At 64.5% G+C, this 21057-nt stretch carries 28 protein-coding genes and 1 tRNA gene; 13 read left to right on the forward strand and 16 right to left on the reverse strand.

What is annotated here, in order from left to right:
- Window positions 1-120: 120 nt before the first annotated feature.
- Window positions 121-4008 carry a PAS domain-containing protein gene (locus JQ573_RS23145; protein WP_212316268.1) on the reverse strand — a complete coding sequence of 1296 codons (3888 nt, stop codon included), beginning with the start codon at window positions 4006-4008 and terminating at the stop codon, window positions 121-123.
- A gap of 362 nt (window positions 4009-4370) precedes the next feature.
- On the opposite strand from JQ573_RS23145, the gene JQ573_RS23150 reads away from it, so the two are divergent.
- From JQ573_RS23150 to JQ573_RS23170, 5 genes are all read left to right on the forward strand, one after another.
- Window positions 4371-4769 carry a phasin family protein gene (locus JQ573_RS23150; RefSeq protein WP_212316267.1) on the forward strand — a complete coding sequence of 133 codons (399 nt, stop codon included), beginning with the start codon at window positions 4371-4373 and terminating at the stop codon, window positions 4767-4769.
- Window positions 4770-5045: 276 nt separating this feature from the next.
- Window positions 5046-5483: a phasin gene (locus JQ573_RS23155; protein ID WP_212316266.1), complete on the forward strand. Its 438-nt coding sequence runs from the start codon at window positions 5046-5048 to the stop codon at window positions 5481-5483.
- Between the two features lie 186 nt (window positions 5484-5669).
- A tRNA-His gene (locus tag JQ573_RS23160) sits at window positions 5670-5746 on the forward strand.
- 234 nt (window positions 5747-5980) lie between these two features.
- Entirely contained in the window at window positions 5981-6235 is a 255-nt protein-coding gene (locus JQ573_RS23165) for a hypothetical protein (protein WP_312011599.1), read from the forward strand.
- A 210-nt stretch (window positions 6236-6445) separates the two neighbouring features.
- Window positions 6446-6784 (forward strand): hypothetical protein, encoded by a 339-nt coding sequence (locus JQ573_RS23170; protein WP_212316265.1) that lies wholly within the window; start codon window positions 6446-6448, stop codon window positions 6782-6784.
- 12 nt (window positions 6785-6796) lie between these two features.
- On the opposite strand, the gene JQ573_RS40650 is transcribed toward JQ573_RS23170, so the two are convergent.
- Window positions 6797-6931, reverse strand: coding sequence for a hypothetical protein (locus tag JQ573_RS40650; RefSeq protein WP_283815108.1), 135 nt, complete (start codon window positions 6929-6931; stop codon window positions 6797-6799).
- Window positions 6932-6965: 34 nt separating this feature from the next.
- Here JQ573_RS40650 and JQ573_RS23175 point away from each other — a divergent pair, with 34 nt between their 5' ends.
- Window positions 6966-7646 (forward strand): ParA family protein, encoded by a 681-nt coding sequence (locus JQ573_RS23175; RefSeq protein ID WP_021081815.1) that lies wholly within the window; start codon window positions 6966-6968, stop codon window positions 7644-7646.
- 158 nt (window positions 7647-7804) lie between these two features.
- Here JQ573_RS23175 and JQ573_RS23180 read toward each other — a convergent pair whose 3' ends face one another.
- Together JQ573_RS23180 and JQ573_RS23185 are read right to left on the reverse strand one after the other, a co-directional pair.
- Window positions 7805-7948: a hypothetical protein gene (locus JQ573_RS23180; protein WP_171947763.1), complete on the reverse strand. Its 144-nt coding sequence runs from the start codon at window positions 7946-7948 to the stop codon at window positions 7805-7807.
- A gap of 152 nt (window positions 7949-8100) precedes the next feature.
- The gene (locus tag JQ573_RS23185) at window positions 8101-8397 is read right to left on the reverse strand and encodes a DUF4282 domain-containing protein (RefSeq protein ID WP_092126096.1); all 297 of its coding nucleotides are present in this window, start codon (window positions 8395-8397) and stop codon (window positions 8101-8103) included.
- A gap of 320 nt (window positions 8398-8717) precedes the next feature.
- On the opposite strand from JQ573_RS23185, the gene JQ573_RS23190 reads away from it, so the two are divergent.
- The 3 genes from JQ573_RS23190 to JQ573_RS23200 all read left to right on the forward strand — a co-directional run bounded on the left by JQ573_RS23190 (window position 8718) and on the right by JQ573_RS23200 (window position 9993).
- On the forward strand, window positions 8718-9176 hold the full coding sequence (locus JQ573_RS23190; protein WP_212316264.1) for a MaoC family dehydratase: 459 nt from the start codon (window positions 8718-8720) through the stop codon (window positions 9174-9176).
- An 8-nt stretch (window positions 9177-9184) separates the two neighbouring features.
- Window positions 9185-9667 (forward strand): MaoC family dehydratase, encoded by a 483-nt coding sequence (locus JQ573_RS23195; RefSeq protein WP_097673100.1) that lies wholly within the window; start codon window positions 9185-9187, stop codon window positions 9665-9667.
- A 182-nt stretch (window positions 9668-9849) separates the two neighbouring features.
- Window positions 9850-9993 carry a hypothetical protein gene (locus JQ573_RS23200; RefSeq protein WP_016841369.1) on the forward strand — a complete coding sequence of 48 codons (144 nt, stop codon included), beginning with the start codon at window positions 9850-9852 and terminating at the stop codon, window positions 9991-9993.
- A gap of 106 nt (window positions 9994-10099) precedes the next feature.
- Here JQ573_RS23200 and JQ573_RS23205 read toward each other — a convergent pair whose 3' ends face one another.
- The 6 genes from JQ573_RS23205 to JQ573_RS23230 all read right to left on the reverse strand — a co-directional run bounded on the left by JQ573_RS23205 (window position 10100) and on the right by JQ573_RS23230 (window position 13835).
- Complete coding sequence (locus JQ573_RS23205) at window positions 10100-10240, reverse strand: hypothetical protein (RefSeq protein WP_173640867.1); 141 nt, start codon at window positions 10238-10240, stop codon at window positions 10100-10102.
- 228 nt (window positions 10241-10468) lie between these two features.
- Window positions 10469-10888: a hypothetical protein gene (locus JQ573_RS23210; RefSeq protein WP_092117486.1), complete on the reverse strand. Its 420-nt coding sequence runs from the start codon at window positions 10886-10888 to the stop codon at window positions 10469-10471.
- 154 nt (window positions 10889-11042) lie between these two features.
- Window positions 11043-12008, reverse strand: a complete 966-nt coding sequence (locus JQ573_RS23215; protein WP_212316263.1) for a hypothetical protein — start codon at window positions 12006-12008, stop codon at window positions 11043-11045.
- A gap of 276 nt (window positions 12009-12284) precedes the next feature.
- Window positions 12285-12719 carry a nuclear transport factor 2 family protein gene (locus tag JQ573_RS23220; protein ID WP_171947760.1) on the reverse strand — a complete coding sequence of 145 codons (435 nt, stop codon included), beginning with the start codon at window positions 12717-12719 and terminating at the stop codon, window positions 12285-12287.
- A 285-nt stretch (window positions 12720-13004) separates the two neighbouring features.
- Complete coding sequence (locus JQ573_RS23225; protein ID WP_097673103.1) at window positions 13005-13265, reverse strand: hypothetical protein; 261 nt, start codon at window positions 13263-13265, stop codon at window positions 13005-13007.
- A 126-nt stretch (window positions 13266-13391) separates the two neighbouring features.
- Complete coding sequence (locus JQ573_RS23230) at window positions 13392-13835, reverse strand: nuclear transport factor 2 family protein (RefSeq protein WP_212316262.1); 444 nt, start codon at window positions 13833-13835, stop codon at window positions 13392-13394.
- 370 nt (window positions 13836-14205) lie between these two features.
- Between JQ573_RS23230 and JQ573_RS23235 the strand changes: the two genes are divergently transcribed.
- From JQ573_RS23235 to JQ573_RS23250, 4 genes are all read left to right on the forward strand, one after another.
- The gene (locus JQ573_RS23235) at window positions 14206-14445 is read left to right on the forward strand and encodes a hypothetical protein (protein ID WP_212316261.1); all 240 of its coding nucleotides are present in this window, start codon (window positions 14206-14208) and stop codon (window positions 14443-14445) included.
- 78 nt (window positions 14446-14523) lie between these two features.
- Entirely contained in the window at window positions 14524-14715 is a 192-nt protein-coding gene (locus JQ573_RS23240) for a hypothetical protein (RefSeq protein WP_249132196.1), read from the forward strand.
- Window positions 14716-14990: 275 nt separating this feature from the next.
- On the forward strand, window positions 14991-15377 hold the full coding sequence (locus JQ573_RS23245; protein ID WP_212316257.1) for a hypothetical protein: 387 nt from the start codon (window positions 14991-14993) through the stop codon (window positions 15375-15377).
- 37 nt (window positions 15378-15414) lie between these two features.
- Window positions 15415-15912, forward strand: a complete 498-nt coding sequence (locus JQ573_RS23250; protein WP_212316255.1) for a GNAT family N-acetyltransferase — start codon at window positions 15415-15417, stop codon at window positions 15910-15912.
- Window positions 15913-15934: 22 nt separating this feature from the next.
- On the opposite strand, the gene JQ573_RS23255 is transcribed toward JQ573_RS23250, so the two are convergent.
- The 6 genes from JQ573_RS23255 to JQ573_RS23280 all read right to left on the reverse strand — a co-directional run bounded on the left by JQ573_RS23255 (window position 15935) and on the right by JQ573_RS23280 (window position 21024).
- Window positions 15935-16216, reverse strand: coding sequence for a hypothetical protein (locus tag JQ573_RS23255; protein WP_212316253.1), 282 nt, complete (start codon window positions 16214-16216; stop codon window positions 15935-15937).
- 11 nt (window positions 16217-16227) lie between these two features.
- A complete protein-coding gene (locus JQ573_RS23260; RefSeq protein ID WP_212316251.1) occupies window positions 16228-16992 on the reverse strand; it encodes a DpnI domain-containing protein in 765 nt (254 codons plus the stop codon).
- Window positions 16993-17037: 45 nt separating this feature from the next.
- On the reverse strand, window positions 17038-17454 hold the full coding sequence (locus JQ573_RS23265) for a pyridoxamine 5'-phosphate oxidase family protein (protein WP_212316249.1): 417 nt from the start codon (window positions 17452-17454) through the stop codon (window positions 17038-17040).
- Between the two features lie 3 nt (window positions 17455-17457).
- Window positions 17458-20370, reverse strand: a complete 2913-nt coding sequence (uvrB, locus tag JQ573_RS23270; protein WP_212316247.1) for an excinuclease ABC subunit UvrB — start codon at window positions 20368-20370, stop codon at window positions 17458-17460.
- A gap of 226 nt (window positions 20371-20596) precedes the next feature.
- Window positions 20597-20803 carry a hypothetical protein gene (locus tag JQ573_RS23275; RefSeq protein WP_249132359.1) on the reverse strand — a complete coding sequence of 69 codons (207 nt, stop codon included), beginning with the start codon at window positions 20801-20803 and terminating at the stop codon, window positions 20597-20599.
- Entirely contained in the window at window positions 20800-21024 is a 225-nt protein-coding gene (locus JQ573_RS23280; RefSeq protein ID WP_212316244.1) for a hypothetical protein, read from the reverse strand. The genes JQ573_RS23275 and JQ573_RS23280 overlap by 4 nt, the downstream gene beginning before the upstream one ends.
- Window positions 21025-21057: the final 33 nt, after the last annotated feature.

A 21057-nucleotide genomic window follows, 5' to 3' on the forward strand; every position in this document is an offset into this window, starting at 1 on the left:
ATAATGAATTTCAAACAATCGGAATTGCAGCAAGATTTATGCCGTGCCGCGCCGATCAAGCGCGACAGATTTTCGCAGTGCATTGGGGTTTACCCCTTGGAGAGGGGGCGGACCCGCCTCTCACACCCGCGCCGCGGCGTGGGAGAACACGATCTCGATCAGTGTGCCGGTGCGGCCGCCGGTGCGGATCTGGAATTTGGCGCGGTTGGCTTCGACCAGCGCCTTGGTCAGCGACAGGCTGACGCCGCCGGAGCCGGCCTGATCGGACGGCGTCGGCGCGCGGAACGGCTCCAGCGCCGCGGCGACCTCGTTGTCGTTGAGGCTCTGGCCGGTGTCGCGCACGCGCAGCATCACCTCGCCGAAATCCGACAGCGCGGTCGAGACGATCACCTGGCCACCGGCATTGGCGAGATGGATCGAGTTACCGATCAGGTTCAGCGTGATCTGGCGCAGCGCGCGGGCGTCGGCGACAACAGGCGGCAGCGTGTGCGCGAGCGAGGTGCGGATGATGATGCGCTCGCGATTGGCCTGCGGCTGCATGACAGCGACGCAGCTCTCCACCATCTCGTTGAGGTTCTGGCTGGTGAAGGCGAGGTCGAGCTTGCCGGTCTCGATCCGCGACAGATCGAGCAGGTCATTGACAATCGCGATCACCCGCTCGCCGGAGGCGCGGATGTCCTTCATGTATTCGACATAGCGCTCGTTGCCGAGCGCGCCGAAGCGCTCGCCGATCATCACCTCGGAAAAGCCGATGATGGCGTTGAGCGGCGTGCGCAGCTCGTGGCTGATCCGCGCCAGCATGTCGGATTTGGCGTTCGCCGCGCGTTCGGCAAGCCGCCGCGCCTCGCGCAATTCGCCCTCGCTCTTCCTCGTCTGCGAGAGATCGCGGAACACCGCGAAGAAGTTCGGGCCGTCGGCGCGGGTGCGGCCCATCGTCACCGACAGCGGGATGATGCCGCCCTGGCGCACGCGGCCGAGCGTCTCGCGGCCGTGGTCGAGCAGACTGGCGACGCCGGCCGACTTCACGCTCGTGAGATAGTCGAAGATGCCGTGCTGGCTTTCCGGCGCGAACAGGTCGGCGAGATTATGCGTGATGAACTCGTCGCCGTCATAGCCGAACAGCGCCTCCGCGCTGCGGTTGCAGGAATGGATGTTGCCCTCGGCATCGAACATGATGATGCCTTCGGCCGCGGTGTCGAGGATCGCGCCGAGCTCCTCGGCGTCGGCGTGGCCGGCCTGCGGCGGTAGTGGCGCAAGCACCGGCTCGGCGGCAGCCACGGGCTTGGGCTCGTGATCCGGATCGGACAGCGCGGCCGCGACCGCGGCGTCTTCGTCCAGCGTGCGTGAGAAGATCAGCGCCAGCGCGGAATCGTCGTCCCAGGTGATGGTGTGCAGCCGTGCCTCCGCGGACACGGACTGCGCGCCGTCGTCCGCGTTCTGGTTCGCGGAGATCGTCACCGGCGTGCCGGTGCCCGACGTGCTGCTTGCCTGCGAGACGCCGGGCTCGACATAGAGCGCGTCGAGCCCGCCGGCGGCTTCCAGTGCGTGCAGGCTGTCATAGCCCATGCGGGCGAGGAAGGCGTGGTTGGCATAGAGCAGGCGGTCGAGCCGGTAGATCAGGATGCCGACCGGCAAGAGATCGAGTAGCGCGCGGTCGCGCCGGGACTCTCCGCGCGGTGCGGGTTCCGTCGCGGCGAGCCAACCGGCCTTTGGCGCGTCGGCCGGCGCATCGAGCTGCGCGATCGCTTCTTGCTGCTGCGGCGCCTCCGCCTCCGGTTCGCTGGCGGGCGGCGCTTCGGCAATCGCCTCCGTGTCGGCGGGCTCGTTCGTTGTCGCGGTGAGGCCAGCCTCGCTCTCGAGCCGCGCCGACAACTGGCGGGCGAGCTCGTTGAAGGCGTTGTTCTCGACCGGCGTCAACGACGGCGGCCGCGTATCACCGGCAAGACGGAACGGCAGCACATTCTGCGGCGGGTCGTGGCGCACGTCGTTCGTTTCCTCCTGCGTTCCTCCTGTCGTTTCTTGCGGCGTTTCCACGGCGTGATCCGGATCGGCTTGGTGTGAAGTCTCTGCTGCGCTCGGCTCGGTCAATTCCTCGGGCGGTGCTGCGGTCGGGTCGGGCGGCGGAGCAACATCATGCGGCGCGGCGGGCCCGGGCGGCGCGGCGGTGCGCGGCGCGATCGAGCCGCTGAAGAACTCATAGCGGCGCAATGCGGCGAGTCGCGCAAGCCCGTCGAGGTCGCGACACACACCAAAGCCACGGTAGCCGGCGAAATTCCGGTTGCGATCGAACACCGGCAGGCCGGACAGTTCGACCGGCAGCCGGCCGCCGCCGTCGACCGGCCAGTGCAGCGTGATGCCGCTCCAGGTGTCGCGGCTGGCGACCGCCTTGAGGACGCGGCCCTCGGGATCGAGGCCAAAGCTCTCGGCGATGTCGCTCCAGAGACGGCCGAAGCCTGCCGCGGTGTGCAGGCCGATCAGGCGGGTGAATTCGTCGGAGCCGAGCGAGAAGCGGGCCTCATGGTCCATCTGCCACATGAAGCGCAGCGGATGCCGCCGCACCGGCAGCGGCTCGTCGAGCCAGGATGGCGGCGTCATCGGCGCCAGCGTCGCAGGCGCCGGTTCGGCGGCAGGCGGAGGAGGTGGCGCATCGGCGATCGCATAAGGCGAGGGCACGGCATCGGCCGGTGGCGCCGATGCTTCTGGAGTTGGCGCGTGTGCCGTCTCTTCGAGAGCGGGCGTGGGCTGCGGCTTGGGCGCTTCGATCGGTGCCGCAGCGGGCACCTCGATCAGAGCTTCCGATAGCGGTTCCTCGACCGCGGCAGGTTCGTCAGGCGTGGTGTCGAGAGGCGCGGTCTCGACCGGTGCTTGCTCTGCATGCGTTAGTTCGGCCGACGCGAGCGATGGAGCAGGGTGCGCGAGCGCTTCGACCTGTGCCTCAGCGGGCACTTCGATGAGCGCTTCCGATAACGGCTCCTCGACGGCGGCAGTTTCGTCTGGCGTGGTGTCGAATGCCGCGGCCTCGACGGGCGCGGTCTCGACGTGCGTCTCTTCCGACGCGGGAGATGGAGCCGCGCCCGTAGGCTCGGATTCAGCCGCGCTGGCGATCGGCTCGATCGCGATGCGCTCTTCCAACTGCGGGTCGAGCGCATCGAACAGCGTGAAGCTGGCCGGCGCTTCGCTTATGGGCGCGGGGGCTTCTTCACGCGCGGTTGGCGGTTCGACGGCGGCCGGTGCTGGTGGTGGCTCGACTGCCGCGGCCTCTTGCGGCGCTGCTGCGCGTCCCGGTGCTTCCGGTGCAGCCGTCTCCGGCGCAACCGGCTCGGGCTCGATCGGTGCCGCCGGTTTGGCGGCGAGATGCGCCGCGGGCTTGATCAGCGCGATCAGCGCGCGATCGGCGCCGTGGCCCATCCGCTGCAGCACGACGCGGCCGATCGCAACGCTCGCTGCCGCGCGGCCCTGCGCCAGCGCTTCGTCGCGCGCGGCATCGAGGCCGGCTTCGGTGAGATCGTGCAGGCCGGGCAGCGAACGCGCCGCCTCGTTGGTTGCGACCAAAAGTCCGTCGCCGTTGAAGGCGGCCGCTGGACGCGGCAAGCCTTGCACCAGCCGCAGCAAGCGCTCGGCGAGCGGCATGTTGCGGCCGATCGCATTGAGCGCGCTCATCAGGATGCCGTGGCTGCCGTCTGATAGCTCGATCCGCCTGCAGCCGCAGGTCGCGAGCATGCCGGGCGCCGCGCCAAAGCCGCGCAGCCGCTCCAGCCGCACCGCGCCGCCTGCGTCGAGGCTCGGCCCGAGCCGCGCGACCTGGCGGCGATGTGGATCGGCCGGGCCGAAGGCGCGCTTCGCCAGATCGGCGCCATTGGCAGCACCGAATACCTGCGCGCCGACCGGATTGGCCCACAGAATCCGTGCGCCGTCGGCCGACCACAGCCATGCCGGCAGGCCGCTCGTCGCATGGTCCGCCAGCCGCACGTCGCCGAGCGCCTGGATCTGGAATTCCGCGTCACTCATCACGCAAGATTTGACCGCATGGTTTGGCTTCTTCCTTAGCTTTGCCGGATCGCCGGCGGCCACAGGACGACAGCCTTAACAGAAGGTTAGTATCGCAACTGGGGGGCGGCAGGTCCATGTCCGCGGCCAGGGTGTCCCGCCTTAAGCCGGGATAACGTTAACTTGGCTGAACGATCCACAGCCGTTTGGCGTTGTCGGGCAGAGAGAGGCGGCTGCGACAGCGTGTTGCGGAGCCATCGCGGCGTCGCGTCATACCTGCGATTGCAGTGCCACGATATGTTTTGCTGTCCAGTCTACCTTGTATTTTACCCTGGCCCGTAAGGCCAACCGGCGGGCCGATCACCAAGCGAGGGAGAGCGACCATGAGCGACAACGGGCGTGACCATTTCGAGATCCCCAAATTCGAGATTCCCAAGGACATGCGGTCGATGGCGGAGGCGAGCTTCGATCAGGCGCGCAAGGCCTTTGAGCAGTTCGTGACCAACGCGCGGGACACCGCCGGCAAGATCGAGGAGCGCAACGCCACGATGCGCGCCGGCGCCAAGGAGCTTTCCACCAAGGCGCTGTCCTACGCCGAGAAGAACGTGCAGTCGTCGCTGGACTACGCCCAGTCGCTGCTCAAGGCCAAGGACCTCACCGAGGTCATGCGGCTGCAAAGCGAATATGTGCAGGGCCAGATGCGCTCGCTCGCCGAGCAGGCCAGCGAGATGGGCCAGGCGGTCAGCCGCGCCGCGATGGATGCGGTCAAGCCCAAGAGCTAACCGAGAGCTGACGAAGAGCTGACGGAGTGTGGCAGGGCCCAACCCTGGTCGGGGCGCGGTAATCCCATATTCCGCCACATAAAAAATGTGGCGTTGCACGCGATCGTACGTTGCGTTGCACAAAATTGACATGATATGGGTGTTTATTAGGCGTGCCCGACGAATGGCACTCCCGTGAATCAAGGCAGCGTGATCCATTTCAACGTTCCCGGCCCTTGTGTCTCCGGGACGTCCGCAATGGTCACATCTACTCACCCGTTGCGAAGGATTACACGTATGACCAACCCGTCCGATCCGTTTTCCGCCTCGATCATCCCGTTCGAGGTTCCCGAGCAGATGCGCGCGTTCGCCGAAAAGGGCGTGCTGCAGGCCCGCGACAGCTACGCCAAGTTCAAGGACGCTGCCGAGACTCACAACTCGACGGTCGAGGCCGTGTTCACCTCGGTGAACAAGGGCGCCACCGCGTATTCGGCCAAGCTGATCGAGTTCTTCAAGGCCAACACCACCTCCTCGCTCGACTTCGCCCAGGAGCTGTTCAGCGTGAAGTCGCCGACCGAAGCGATCGAGCTGTGGACCTCGCACGCCCGCAAGCAGTTCGAGACCTACACCGCGCAGGCCAAGGAACTGGCCGAGCTCGGCCAGAAGGTCGCCACCGAGACCGCCGAGCCGATCAAGGCCAGCGCCTCGAAGTTCTACCAGCAGCCGGCCGCCTGATCTCGGCCAGCATGAGATAGCGGAAGGCCCGGGCCGATGCGGTCCGGGCCTTTTTGCTGGACGGGGCCGTGGAATGGCCCGAGATAAGAGCGGAAATCAGCCCGTTACGGCCTTGCCAAAGGCGGGCGTTGCACCTAGTTTCCGCCGAAATCGCCGCCCCCTTTTTGCGGGGCTGTGCGTCAGGATGCAGTTGTAGCTCAGTTGGTTAGAGCGCCTGTCTGTGGAACAGGAGGTCGGTGGTTCGAGCCCACCCAACTGTACCATCCACACCATCACCCAACGCGACGTCGCAAGTTCGGGCCATCGCAAGCTTGCCGCCTCCCTTGATCGCCGGTGGCGTGTCATCTCGCCTGCTTGCACTTCTGCGTGCGTTCACCCACACTCCACGAAACGACGTCTTAACGACGCCTAGTGACACCTTTGGGGGATGCATGGGGATCGCCGGTTCAAGGAGATTTTCGTTTGCGTTAGCGCTCTCGATCGCCCTTGCAGCTTTGTTGCTGCCGGGCCGCGGTGAGGCTTACACGCCCGATCAGCAGCAGGCCTGTACGCCGGATGCGTTCCGGCTTTGTGGTCCCGAGATTCCCGATGTCGATCGCATCACGGCCTGCATGATCAGGAACAGGGCGCAGCTCTCTCCGGCCTGCCGCGTGTTCTTCCGCGCAGATCCCGACCCGCGCGAGGCGAGCGAGCGGCGGCCTGCGAAGCGGAAGGTCTCCAAGTTGCACAAGGCGAAGAAGTCCACCCACTGACGTCCGCCCGCTGAGCTGGTTCCTATCACGCGCACGCGACAGCCGCGAGCCCGGTGCGTTGTCTTGACGCGAACCGGTGTGCGCTGATCGCTCGGCGGCAATTTCAAGACCGTCATGCGCGACAGACTGACGCCTTGTGACGCTGTCACGCAGCATCATCTCTGGAGCTTGTGTTGTTTGCCAAATCCGTTTCGCGACGGAACGGATGGAGTGAGGCGCGTGAGCGAATACGACAAGCAAGAGATCGATCGGCACTTCGCCTGGTTCGAAGCCAAGCTTCCGGAAAAGCCGGCACGCTTCGTCGCGTGGCTGCGCAAGCCGTCGTCGCGCTACGTGCGGATTCCGCTCGCGATCCTCCTGATCATCGGCGGCATCTTCAGCTTCCTGCCGGTGCTCGGACTCTGGATGCTGCCGCTCGGACTCCTTTTGTTCGCGCAGGATGTGCCGTTCTTGCAGAAACCGACGGCGCAATTGCTCGGCTGGATCGAGCGCAAGTGGATCGCGCGCCAGCGCGCCAAGACTCGCGCCAAGACTGCCGAAAAGCGCTAGGCGTGAGTCTTATCAAGCGCTTAGCGCTTCCATTTTCGGTTGTGTCATAAGTTGAGTGTGACTCAAAAAGCAGAATGCACCGGTAATCTTGGCCGCTTTGCGGATTGCAAGAAGTTTCTTCTTTCGCGAATCAGCATGCTGATTCATTTTCGCCTCCTGGGGTCAATCTGGAGGCCAACGTATGAACGTGATTGTTTTCGCTTCGCGTAAGGGGGGCTCGGGGAAAAGTACCCTGGCTGCTCACCTCGCCGCGCAAGTGCACAAGGCAACGAAGCCCTGTCTGCTGATCGACGCCGATCCGCAGGGCTCGCTGACGCTCTGGCATAAATTGCGCGGCACCAACGAGCCGGCGATCAAGACGGCGGTGAACTCGGTCAGCGGGATCATTGCTCAAGCCAAGCGCGACGGCATCGAGTGGGTGTTCATCGACACGCCGCCGAATTTGTCGGCTGTGGTCGACGACTCCATCAAGAACGCCACGATGGTGATCATTCCGGCGCGGCCCGGCGTGTTCGACGTCAACGCGGTGCAGGAAACGATTCAGACCTGCCGCTCGATGCGCAAGCCCTACGCCGTCGTGATCAACGGCGCGCCTGCGCAGCGTGACGGCGCCGAAAGCCGCATCGTCGCGATCGCGCGTGAGGCGCTGGCGAAATTCCGCGCTCCGGTGTGGAGCGGCCAGATCACCAACCGCGCAGACCTTCTGATGGCGCTCGGCCAGGGTGAAGGCGCGCGCGAATATTATGCGGAAGGCCGCGCTGCCGCGGAGATCAATCGGCTGTGGGCCGCGATCGAACGCTCGATCAAGGCGATCCGCGGCACGGCGTCGGCGTCCGGCGCGATGCACAAGCAGGCGGCGTAACAACGCCGCTTTGGTTCGAACTGGAAAGAAACGCGCGGCACTCGCGCGTTTTTTGCGTGAGCGTCATTGCGAGCGCAGCGAAGCAATCCATTTTCCCGCGCGTGCGGAGCAATGGATTGCTTCGTCGCTTTGCTCCTCGCAATGACGGAACCGGATCGCTACGCCACCATCAGCAGATAGAACGCGATCACCGGCGCCAGGGTCAGGATCACCGACCAGATGCCGACGGCCCAAAGAATATCCTCGGTCGTAAAGCCCGGCTCACCCGGCCTCACGGCAATAAAACCATTCCTCGAATTCACGACGCCCCCGCGTTGGTCTTAAGCGCAATGCGGAGACTGATACGCGAGCGGTTTTAAGATCCCGCCCGGAATTTCGCTGGCATTTGCGGGCGGGTGCTACTTCGGATTAACCACAGCCCGGGCGGGCCGCATCCGGCGGGAGGGCGAAAGCCTCAGTGCATGCCCCCGTCGCGATCGCGGATCGCGCCGAGATGCTCGTTGATCCGGAACACGATCAGGATGAACTCGGCGGCGATGCGCGACAACACGATGCCGACGAAGATGCTCGCGATCGACGCGAGCAACTGGATGAAGCCGACGAACGGGCTGATCGCCATCGCGGTGAGGCTCCACAGGATGCCGGAGATCCCGAACAGCACGATGACCGCGATCACCAGCCAGTAGAACGTCTTGATGATCGTGGGCGTGATGAAGCGGTCCCACTGAAATAGATCCTGGAAATCGAACATCATGGTTCTCCCGGCCAGCCGAAATATGATTCGCGTCTCGTTCATCCTACTGCGTCACCCCCGGCGTGATCACTTCGTCCCGGCAGCCTGCGCAGCAGGCGTCGGTCAGGACGAGGCGTTTCGCCGGGCCAATGGTTCGGGGCGGCGCCAAAGCGCCTCCGCACCCAAAGGGATCGATACCGCAGAAGCCCAATCAGTCTCGCCAAGCCAGGCCCGGGACCGGGCGCCGGCAGTCCAGGGGCGAGCTATGCGAGTGGGCTGGTTGTGATTGCTGCAAATAACGGCCACAATCGGGCTTCCCTCCAGCATATCCTCACCCAATGACCACGCTGACCTTCGAAGACTTCAAGCCCGGCCGTTTCGGCACGTTCGGCCCGCGCCACGTTTCGCGCGAGGAAATCCTCGCCTTTGCCGCCGAATTCGACCCGCAGCCGATGCATCTCGACGAGGAGGCGGCGAAGAAATCCATGCTCCGCGGCCTGTCGGGCTCGGGCTGGCATCTCGGCTCGCTGATGATGCGGATGATGTTCGACGGCTTCATCGGCCGCACCGCATCGCTCGGCGCGCCCGGGGTCAACGAGATGCGCTGGGTGGCGCCGCTGCGTCCGGGCGACGATTTGACGCTGGATGTCGATGTCGTCGAAGCGCGCGTCTCGAAGAGCCGTCCCGAGACCGGCATCGTCACCTTCAAGAGCACGATCCGCAACGCGCGCGGCGAGATGCTGTGCGAGATGGAGGCGCCGATCATGATCGGCCGCCGTGACACTGCGAGCGCATAGGAGAGATCATGCGCTTTTTTGAAGACATGGAAATCGGCGCCCAGCGCGCGTTCGGCTCATTCACCTTCACCGCCGAGGACATCAAGCGGTTTGCCGCGCAGTTCGATCCGCAGCGCTTCCATCTCGACGAGGAGGAGGGGCGCAAGTCGCTGTTCGGCGGGCTCGCCGCATCGGGCTGGCACGTCGCCAGCGTCTGCATGAAGCTGCTGGTCGCCGACGGCAAACGGCTTGCCGCCGAAGCCGCCGCGCGCGGCGAGACGGTCGCGGTCTGGGGGCCTTCGCCGGGCTTCCGTGAGCTGCGCTGGATCCGCCCGGTGCTGGCAGGCGACACCATCAGCTTCACCAACCAGGTCGAGACCAAGCGAACGTCCGAGAAGCGGCCGGAATGGGGCATCATTCAAGCCCGCAACACCGGCGTCAATCAGCGCAATGAGGTGGTGTTCTCATTCCTAGCGACCGCCTTCGTGCCGCGCCGGAATCCCGGTTCCTGATGTTGCCCCAGCACCTCTGATGTTGCACGGACGCCATGGTTGGCAGCTACTTCTGCTGCCGACGTAGTTGTGCGTTGCGTGGAACTCATTTTTTGCTAACGCATTTTGAACCTTTATCCCTGCCTTATGGCCGGGGCACGAGCACTTGAGCGAGCACTTGGGCCGAACACCTGGGGACGACTATGGCAGATCGCAGCGCGCTGAAACTCGTCGGCATTATCTTTGCGACGGTAACGGTTGTCGTGATGCTGGCCACCGGAATGGTCGTGAAGGGCTTTGCCGACGGCAATTACTCCTTCGAGACCACTGCGAGCATCGACCGCTGATTGACCGTCTGTAATCCACGGCGCTCGAGCGAGCGCCGGGGCGCGCATTTGCGCTTTCAATGTGACCGGTCGGCAGGCTGCGTCACACTTCTCCCGATCCCGATACTTAACGATTCCAGATCAGCACCATCACGACGGTCGCGGCTGCCAGGATGCCGAGGAACCGGATCATGATCGTGCCGATGCCCTGCTGCGGCTGGCGCAGCGGTATAGGATCGGCGGCGTTATCCGGCCGGACGCTCTGCATGAATTCTCTCCAAATGGACGCCCCGCCAAGGCGCGGTCCGGACGCGAATTCCGGGTTGGACGCGGGCTCGGCATCTCAAGCTCAAATCGGCTTCTGCAAAGATTGACGCCGCGGAGTTTACACCGCGCTGAATAACGAATCGTTCTGCGCTGGATCGGCCCGCGCAAGACGAAGCCGCCGCCCCCTGTTCGGGAGGCGGCGGCCATCAGTCTGGAAAACTGATCGGGATCAGCTGTTGCGCAGGCCGTCGGCGGCGCGCTTCCACTGCGAGACGTTGTCGGCGATCATCCGCGTCGACTTCATGGCGGCCTGGCTGAGCTGGGCATAGCCGGAGATCTCGCGCTGGACGCGCTGGCCCTCGGCATGCAGCAGGTCGCGCAGGCTCTCGAGCTCGCCGATCAGCTTCTCGATCTCGGCGAGCGAGGTGCCGGCGACGCGCTGGATCAGCGAGTTGACGTTGCTGACGGTGGCATCGGTATTGGTGTCGGTCGGCGCAGTCTCCGGGCTCGCCACCGGGCGGCGCAGATAGGCGATGTCGTTGCGCACGAAGTCGCGGATGCCGGCTTCGACTTCCGAGACCGCAGCAAGGTTGGAATCGACCTCGGAAGTCGTTTCAGCGGCTTCCTCGGTACGGTTGGTGGCGTTCATCGGCTTTCCCCTGGTTCGCAATAGCGAAGCGCGGCTTGTCCCCCGCACGACGAATTGATGAAGTTACGGACCTATCAGTGCCGCCGAATTTGACCGCATCTGGGCCAAGTTGGGGCAATGCCTGATCATTAACGCGACAGGGCTAACAGATCGTTCACCATGAGCGCTTGTAGCCGGCGCCGATGCTCTTGTTGATCGTGCCCTGGGGGGTCTCGCCGACCGAGCCGGAGACGGTGACGCCGTCGAACAGCTTCTGCTCGGCGCCGACCCGGCGCAGCCATCTGTCATCGGAGGTCGACAGCGTCTGGCCGGCAGTGATGCTGGTGCCGGAGTCGGTCACGGACAGGCGTGCCGACTGATCGGTATCGTAGCTGCGCGACGGATTGCCAATGATGCCGGGCACCGGGACCACGCCCTGCTGGATCAAATTGTAGCCGCTCTGCAAGGTCAGCGAATACTGCTCCGACAGCGGCACCGATTTGCTGAGCGAGGTGCCGACCTTGCTCTGGTCGGCGCCCGGATCGACGCGCGCCTCGACCGAGGTCTTGTCCCAGATCGAAGCCACGCCACCCGTCGAGATCGAAGCCCAGGCCGAGCCGCCGGATTGCGGCAGGCTGCCGCCATTGGCGAGCCGCTCCGACAATTGCTCCGACGTCGTGATCGTGCCCTGCTTGGCGACCGTCATGTCGGCGCCGATGCGGGTGTCGAGGAACGGCGAGATCGACTGTTTGACCGACACCGCCGACGAGCCGTTGGCGTTGTTGTTGGTCGACCAGGACGGATCGTTGCCGGCGATGCTGCTGGGTTTGGCCGCACTCTTCGGCGCCAGCGTGGGCAGGCTGGTGGAGTCGGTATCGAGCTGGCTCCAGTCGAGCTTGCTCTGGTCGATGTCCTTCAGGATGTCGGCGTCATTGGCGTCGGCCGCCGGCGGCGCCTCGTCGGCCGCAGCCTCGGCGTCATCAGCGGGGGCGCCTTTCGCGCTGTCTTTCGCGATGTCCTGGGCGGCGGGAGCGATCGGCCATGGTGAGGTCTGCGCCGTGGCCGAAAGCGCTATCGCCACGCTGAAGCCGGCCGCCAGCACCGGCAGCCTTGCCCAGCCAAATCGTGATGTAGAAGTCATTCCCAGCCCGCAGATTCCAGCGCCGCAACATGCGGTTTTCTTGGTGCGAAATTGTGGCAGCGCAGCGCTTCAGGCAAGTGAGAGCCGCGTGATCGCCTAAGTGATCTCGCCCAAGTGATCGTCATGTCCGGGACAAGCGCGCGCGTGCGCAAGGCTCCCCGCGCGGCCGGTTCGGGGCTGGTAAAACCGGCCGCGTCCCGCCCGGAGCGCCGAACACGCGAAGACGCGCTTCGCGCTCGAGCCCGGACATGACGAAGGCGTGAAATCGTGGATCCGTCAGACCGCGATGCGCGGCAGGTGGATCGGGTAACCGACGGTCTGCTCGACCAGGTCGAAACTGTCGACCAGCACGCGGAAGCTCGTGAGCTTGCCGGCCTTGAACTGCGCGAAATGCGCGATCCTGAGCGAGATCGGCTTGTTGGAGTCCAATGCCGTCAGCGAATAGCGCAGCATCGAGGCGGCGGAATCCGCGCCCAGCATGATCGACTCCCGATCGAAGCGGTGAACCCTCAGGTTCTCGCCGATCTGCCTGATCACCTCGAGCACGGCGGCCTTGCCGCGGCGCGAGCCGAAAAAGGAAAACAGGTCGATCGGCCCGTAGATGGCCCATTCGACCTCGTCATCGAGCAGCGGCTCGATGTCTGCAAGCTGGCGTTCGTTGATCGCGCGATGCAATGCGCGCGAAAAACGCCAGAGGCTGTGCTCTGTCATTTTGGTCTCGTCCTGAAACTGGATTTTCAAAGCAAACGAATGGCAGGCGGTCAGCGTCGACGCCCTGCCAGGTTGCTGCACGTCACTATTACGGCCTCAAATAGTGCGGAGCGGCCAAAACGCAAATGACTTTTTTGCAATGCACAATTGCGCCGGTTTTGACCGGAATGTGACCGTCCGTCTACAGACCCGTCCAATGGAATCGGAGCGGGGTCCTGGATTCCAGTTTTGACGCGTTTTCTTCACGCGAACCGGCATCCACTTCGCTCGAAAACGCTCCGTAATTCAGCGGTCGCGCTGCCGCAGCGGCTGCCGCTCGATCACGATCTCGGCGTCGCGGATCGCCACCACCGCGAACAGCAGCGCGCCGCCGATGCCGCCGATCGCGGCGCCGAGCGGCATGAAGGTGAAAAACACCAGCGTTCCGCTGTCGAGACCTGAGGTTTTGGCCAGCCCGATCCAGGTGAGCCCGGCTCCGATGCCGAGAGCGGCGCCGCCAAGGGCGCCCAGTGCAAGGCCAAGCACAGCGAGCAATGCGACTTTCATGGTGATTTCAGCCCCGACCGCAACAAGCCCAGTGATAGGTCAGCGCCGGGCCTTCGAGGTTCAACGCTGGCGGGGACGAATTTGCGCGGCGGGGGCGTCGCCATGCGTTGCCCGGCCTTTCGGGAGCTAGCCCGCGATTTGCCCGGTCAGCGCCGCTGCGACATCACGCTCCAGCACCTGCTGGACGAGGTCGAATGTGTCGATGATCTCGCGGATCTCGGTGATCTTGCCGTCGCGCAGCGTGTAGAACACCGCGACGTCGAACTGCACGACGCGGGCGTTGTTGCGCTTGCGGAAGAACACCCGCAGCTGGGCCGCGACCTTGTCGCCTTCGGCCACCACCATCGGCGCCTCGTAGCGCATGTCGGAATAGCGCTCGTGGATCGTGGTCCACATCTGGCGCAGCGCGGCCTTGCCGCGGTGCTGGCCCATATGCGGAAGAATGTCGATCGGGGCGTTGGCGAGAAACGCGACGTCGTCACTGCAGCGATCGAGCGCGCCCTCGATGCCGCCGGCATAATAGACGTCGAGGAAGTTCAAGACGCGTTGCCGGTTCAAATCCTCGCCCATATTCGACTCCGCCGGTTCAGTCCGACTCGCCTTCGACTGGCCCTGGCCCGCATTGTGAACCGAAGCGTTCCACTCTCAAACATATGTTTTGACGCACGAGACGCGATCAGGTTCGGCAACCCCAACGTGCATTGCGGCACAACATGCGTGCGGTTGCTCCGGGGTGCCATCCCGACATGGCAAGAAACTGAACTGATGAAACTGAACTGATGAAACTGAACTGATCGCGTCTCGACGACGTGAAGCGCGCGGGGGCAGGTGGCCGCGAATTCATGAGAACTCCCCGGGCGTTTCACGTTGGCCCTGAAGCGGCGGGAACCGGCGGGGCGGCTCAGCCGTTGATCCCAGAGAATTCCATTGGAGCCGTATCATGAAATCCCTTCTTCTCGCGTTCGCCATTGCCGTTAGTGCGCTTGCCGCAACCTCGCCCGCCGATGCCAAGGGCTGCATCAAGGGTGCGGTCGTCGGCGGTGTCGCCGGCCATTATGCCGGCCATCACGGCATGCTCGGCGCCGCCGCCGGATGCCTCTACGGCCGCCATCATGCCAAGGAGCAGGAACGTCAGCGCCAACAGCCGCAGGCGCAGCGCTCGCAGCAGGAAAAGCTGTAAGCTCGGTTGCGTGAAGTCCCAGGTTCCGGGAACGCCGCCCGCACGGGCGGCGTTGTCTCGTGCGTACCGGAGACGATGATGACGAAACCGCTGAACAAGAACATCCAGCCCGTTCCCGACGACAACAGAAGCCACAAGGGCCCCGGCAGCGCCCCCAGCGTTCCCCTCGACACCACCAAGGGCCATCGCGACGACGAGAAGCACAACATCCGCGAGCAGGCCGCGCACGGCAATCTGATCCAGAACACCAGCAACAAGCGGTCGGGGTAGGGCGCGAGAGGCGGTCGGGCAGGCCGAGAGGTCGCGGCATATTCCACCGTCGTCCTGGCGAAAGCCAGGACCCATAACCACAGGGTTGTGTTGTTGCAGCGAGTTGGGCCCCCAGCGTCGCTCAACAATGGGCAGTCGGGGTAATGGGTCCCGGCCTTCGCCGGGACGACGCGGGTGGAAGTCCCGTTTCCGGCGTGACCTGCATCACGCCGCAGGCGCGAGCGCGCGGCTAGCGTGGCGGCATCGGATCACCTGATTGAGAAGGGACCGCCGCCATGAACGCCATCGCTGCACCGAAATCATCCGCGCAGAACCGGCTCGAAGGCTTTGCGCTCACCGCCATCCTCCAGGGCCTGCCGACCTTCGCCGCCGCCGTGCTGGTGCTGAAGATGGTCGGCGCCCCGGAAATTGTCGGCGAACGCTATGGCGCCGCGATCTACGTCGCGCTCGCCTCGCTGGTCTATGCAGCGATCACGCCGTGGCTTGCCGCCAAATTCCCGAAACGCTTCGTGCACATCCAAGCGCCGATGTTCTTCGACGCGAGTCTGACGTTCTCCGAGAAGATCGCGCAATGGCGGAGCCAGCCCGGCGTCTCGCTGCAACTGATGACCACGATGATCATGATGTCGCTGCTGGCGGTTGCGGTCGTCAGCGTGGGCTGAGCTTGCGCTTCGCCGCCGATCGGCCTTATCTGCGCGCATGCAAATCAGAGACGAACGCGATGAAGACGCCGCGATCAGCCACATCACGACGGCGGCCTTCGCGACAGCGCCACACAGCAGCGGCACCGAAGCCCGCATCGTCGAGGCGCTGCGCCAGGCCGGCGCGCTGACCGTCTCGCTGGTGGCGACATCGGATCACGGGCGCATTGTCGGCCACGTCGCCTTCTCGCCGGCGCAGATCGGCAGTACGCCCGGCCGCTGGTACGGCCTCGGCCCTGTCTCTGTTGCACCCGACCTGCAACGCCAGAGCATCGGCGGCGCGCTGATCCGCGAAGGACTAGCGCGCCTCGCAGCCCTGAATGCCGACGGCTGCGTCCTGCTCGGTGATCCCGCCTACTACAGCCGTTTCGGCTTCGTCAGCGATCCCGCGCTGACCTACGGCGGCAAGCCGAGCCCGTATTTTCAGTGGCTGGTGCTGAAGGGCGAGCCGACGAAGGGGGATGTGAGGTACGACGCGGCGTTCGACGTGACATAAGCACGCGAGACATTCCCAAAGTCTAGGCAAAATCAGTCGATGCCAGAAACTCCTCCGCCTTCGCTCGCGTCGGAAACCGACCAAGCTCGCGATAGTCTGGACGATGCTCGGCTGAGTCCGGTGACCGAACAACGACGAATTCGTCACCTTCTTGTGCAACAAGCTCGGTCAGGTCTTCGCTCTTGAACGGAGACATGTGCCGTGCGCCGCAATGCGGGCAATCGTCGTCGCAAGTGCAAGACCACTCGTCAGTCCAGATTTTCTTGCAGCGCGCACATCGGTAGAGATTGAGAAACCAAGCCATAGCTGTCCTCACTATTTCAGTCGGTAATTGCCCCGCGACAGGAACTCGATGAATCTGCGATCACGCAAATACTGGAGCTGTTGACGAATCTTTGGCCGGACGTTCTGGTTGCCCGGATACAGATCGCCAAGATGGCGCTCGAAAGCATAGACTTCTTCGAGGGTGAAGTCGCGTTTGCCCAGCGACTCCACGCACTTCATGACGTCGAGAAGCCAGCCACGCGATTCCAGCGACTCGCTTCGAAGAAACAGTGTCTTCTGCCACTCCGCGCGGACCAACTCCTTGTCTCGAATGACACCGTTCTGGACAATGTGGATTTTCCCGGACTCCGGGACCTTCCCGAGCAGGATATTGGAGCCGATCCAGCCGGCGCGCCGGGCGGTCGCCGCCAGCGGCTTCCGCTCCTCGATGATATCCCGAACGAAGAAATGCTTCGGGACAATCAGCAGATTGACGACCGCAAGCGTCTTAAGGTCATAGTTCATCAGCAAAAGATTGGGATTATTGCTTGCACCAAGACGTTCGCATTTCGTCTTGTAAGCGCCGTCGGCAACCTTGGGGCCGAACTTTCCCTTCTGGCTCTTGAGCTCGAACTCTTCGCTGCACGATCCGCACAGGAAGTCCGCCACTGGACTGTTGTTGGGAAACTGCGACATCTTCGCACTGCCGCAATGGGGACAGTAGGCCCAGGCTTTCACCCAGGCTTCCGTCCAGGCACGAGCGCTTTGCGAGCCGCTAGTATAGGAGGTCTGCGATTCTTCGAAGCCGAGTTTCATGAGACCAGCGTAGCGAAACGGAATCAAAAATCTAGCGCTACGCATCTACTCCAGTTCAATCTCCTCAACGCGCACCGGCATCACGCCGAAATCGCTGAACCTCACCCAGCACGGCCGCACGCGGACATAGCCGATGTTCGGCCACGCCTCCCGCTGCGGGCCGTCGGGCCACGCCGCGAAATAGACCTGCTTGCATGCGGCGAGCTCCGCACCGGTCGGAAAGTCGGCGACACCCTCGAGCTGCGTGGTCTGCTCGGCGTCCCAGCCGATCACCAGTGCGGCGCGGGGATCGGCGCGGAGGTTCTGGTATTTGCGTGAGGTGGTCAGCGTATCGAAGATGATCTCGAGTTCATCGCTGACCGCGATGCCGACGACAGCCGCCTGCGGCGCGCCGTCGTGGACCGTGCTCACGACAGCGAGCCGATGCATCCGCAGGAAGCCGAGCAGCTCGGCACGCGTCATGATCTACCTTTTCTTCCACCCGCCCCGCTTGCCCGGAGCCCCGCCGCTGCTCCGCGGCGCTGGCCCAAACTCCGGGCCTGATTGTCGCGAGTCGTTCGGCTGGATGATGCGGCTCGTGGTGCCGAACGGTTTGGCCGGCAGTGCGCTGCTCGGGCGGAAGGGCAGCGATTCCGGGCCGTGCATCTCGTCGAGGTCGGGCTTGTGCACCCGTGAGCCGGACTTGCCGCCGCGGCTCGCCTTGAGCGAGGTCTGTGCGGTCTTGTTCTTCAGCGCGGCGACCGGCAGGTTGGCGGCATCGCCGTATTTCCTGGTGCCGGCATAGGCGCCGGCCTGCTTCTGCACGTTGCGCTGCTTGGCGGTCGGATCGTCGACCACGGCCATCTCGGTGGCGCGCAGCCGTTTGACCTCGTCGCGCAGCCGCGCGGCTTCCTCGAAGTTCAGATCGGCGGCGGCCTCGCGCATCCGCGTTTCGAGGTCGCCCAGCACGGCCTCGAAATTGTGCCCGATCGAGATCACGTCGTCGGCCATACCGCCGTCGCCGATCTCGACCAACACATGGTCGCGCTCGTAGACCGAGTTGAGGATGTCGCCGATCGACTTCTTCACGCTCTCCGGCGTGATGCCATGTTCAGTATTGTACTCGACCTGCTTCTCGCGGCGGCGGTTGGTCTCGGCGATGGCGCGCTCCATCGAGCCGGTCATCTGATCGGCATAGAGGATCACCTTGCCGTCGACATTGCGCGCGGCGCGGCCGATGGTCTGGATCAAGGACGTTTCGCTGCGCAGAAAACCTTCCTTGTCGGCATCGAGAATCGCGACCAGCGCGCATTCGGGGATGTCGAGGCCCTCGCGCAACAGGTTGATGCCGACCAGCGCGTCGAACGCACCGAGGCGCAGATCGCGGATGATCTCGATGCGCTCGATGGTGTCGATGTCGGAGTGCATGTAGCGGACGCGGATGCCCTGCTCATGCAGATATTCGGTGAGGTCCTCCGCCATGCGCTTGGTCAGCACCGTGATCAGCGAGCGGTAGCCGGCCTGCGCGGTGGCGCGGACCTCGCCGACGAGGTCGTCGACCTGGGTGCGGGCGGGGCGAATATTGACAGGAGGATCGATCAGCCCGGTTGGGCGGATCACCTGCTCGACGAACACGCCGCCGCTCTCGTTGATCTCCCAGCCGCTCGGCGTCGCCGACACCGCGACGGTCTGCGGCCGCATCATGTCCCATTCCTCGAAGCGGAGCGGGCGGTTGTCCATGCAGGAGGGCAGGCGGAAGCCGTATTCGGCGAGCGTCGCCTTGCGGCGGAAGTCGCCGCGGAACATGCCGCCGATCTGCGGCACGGTGACGTGGCTTTCGTCGGCGAACACCAGCGCGTTGTCGGGCACGTATTCGAACAGCGTCGGCGGCGGTTCGCCGGGGCGGCGGCCGGTGAGATAGCGCGAATAGTTCTCGATGCCGGCGCAGCTTCCGGTCGCCTCCATCATCTCGAGATCGAAGGTGGTGCGCTGCTCCAGCCGCTGCGCCTCCAGCAGGCGGCCCTGGTCGTTGAGCTGGTCGAGCCGCATCTTCAATTCTGATTTGATCGACTTGATCGCCTGCACCAGCGTCGGGCGCGGCGTCACATAGTGCGAATTGGCGTACATCTTGATGAATTCGAGCTCGTCCTGCTTGTGGCCGGTGAGCGGATCGAACTCCTCGATGGTCTCGATGGTGTCGCCGAACAGGTTCACCCGCCAGGCGCGGTCCTCGTAGTGCGCCGGGAAGATGTCGATGACGTCGCCGCGGACCCGGAAGGTGCCGCGGGTGAAGTCGGCCTGGGTGCGCTTGTATTGCAGCGCGACCAGGTCGGCGATGAGCTGCCGCTGGTCGATGCGCTCGCCCTTCTTCAGCGCGAAGGTCATCGCGGTGTAGGTCTCGACCGAGCCGATACCGTAGATGCAGGACACCGAAGCAACGATGATGACGTCGTCGCGCTCGAGCAGCGCACGCGTCGCCGAATGGCGCATGCGGTCGATCTGCTCGTTGATCGAGGAATCCTTCTCGATATAGGTGTCGGTGCGCGGAACGTAGGCTTCCGGCTGGTAGTAGTCGTAATAGCTGACGAAATACTCGACCGCGTTGTCGGGGAAGAAGCTCTTGAACTCGCCATAGAGCTGCGCGGCCAGCGTCTTGTTCGGCGCCAGGATCAGCGCCGGGCGCTGGGTCGCCTCGATCACCTTGGCCATGGTGTAGGTCTTGCCCGAGCCGGTGACGCCGAGCAGCACCTGGGTGCGGTCGTTGCGCCCAATGCCCTCGACCAGCTCCGCGATCGCGGTCGGCTGGTCGCCCTTGGGCTCGTAGGACGACTTGATCTCGAACCGCACGCCGCCTTCGGATTTCTCCGGGCGCGGCGGCCGGTGCGGGGTCCACACCCGCATCGAGCCGTCATCCCTGCGGAATTCCGGGCGGCCGTCGCGGATCAGGTTCTCCAGCGCGTCGGCGGTCGCCTTGACGCCGAGCGCCTCCATCTTGCTGCGCGGCGGACGGGCGAGCGCCTCGTCGTCGTCCTCGGCGGTCGGCAGGCCGAGCTGTCGCGCCAGTTCCGGATCGAGCGTCGGGATGGTGGCCGAGGTGCCGTAATTGGCCTGCGGAGCTTCCTCGAGGCCGGAAGCGTCGCGCCTGGCAACGTCCTCGCTGGTCTCGCGCGTCGACGCCCGCGCGCGATGCGCGGCGGCTTCGCCGCCGGCGCGGCGGTCCCAGGAATTGTCCGGCGGCGGCTGCAGGCCGGTGCCCGAACCCATGCCGGCATCGCCGCGATTGATCGCGGGATTGAGCAGCTCAGCCAGCGCCGGTCCGATCGGTTGGACTTCGGGCCGATGAGCTTTGGATTTGGGGGATTTGCCGGGCTTTTTCGGAGTGTTCGGTGTCTTCGCCATGCCCGGAATATGGGACGAGTCCGGCAGCGAGAAAAGGGCAATCGACGGCCGGATTGGCGCACAGGCGAGGCTGCTGACAGCAGGGTGTCAGCAGGCCGCTGCTGGATGACGTGACGGGGGAGTTCCCATCCATGTCATTGCGAGCGTTAGCGAAGCAATCCATCGCGCCACAAGCGGGAATATGGATTGCTTCGTCGCTATCGCTCCTCGCAATGACGACAGTTTCTCAGGCCCGCGGCAGGTCGACGATATCGAGATGGATCGCGCCGCAGCCGTCGCAGCGCATGGTCCAGTATTCGGCGGCGCGGCCGGGAATGACGCGCAGCAGCGAGAGCCGGGCGGCGCATTCCGGGCAGCTGGTTCTGACCTGCGCCGGCCAGACCGGATCCGGCTCGCATTGCGGGGCGATCGCGACCACGACGTTGCCGGTCACGCCGACCGTATTGTCATGCCATACCGCTGTGGGAACCGGTCGATAGTCCGCTTCGCGTCGTCGATCGCCGCATCCGGATCGGACCACGCAAAGCCGATGTCGAGCATCGGAAACGGCATGCCATCGATGACGACCGGCCTTTGATCGACCCGTTGAATCCTGGCGTGCCATTGCCCCTTCCCCACCTCGAACGATTTGATCTCAAAACCGCTGTAAATCATCGCGACCTCGGGATGCCCCTTCTCATAGGAAGC

This window comes from Bradyrhizobium sp. AUGA SZCCT0105 (genome assembly GCF_018129565.1).
GTDB lineage: Bacteria > Pseudomonadota > Alphaproteobacteria > Rhizobiales > Xanthobacteraceae > Bradyrhizobium.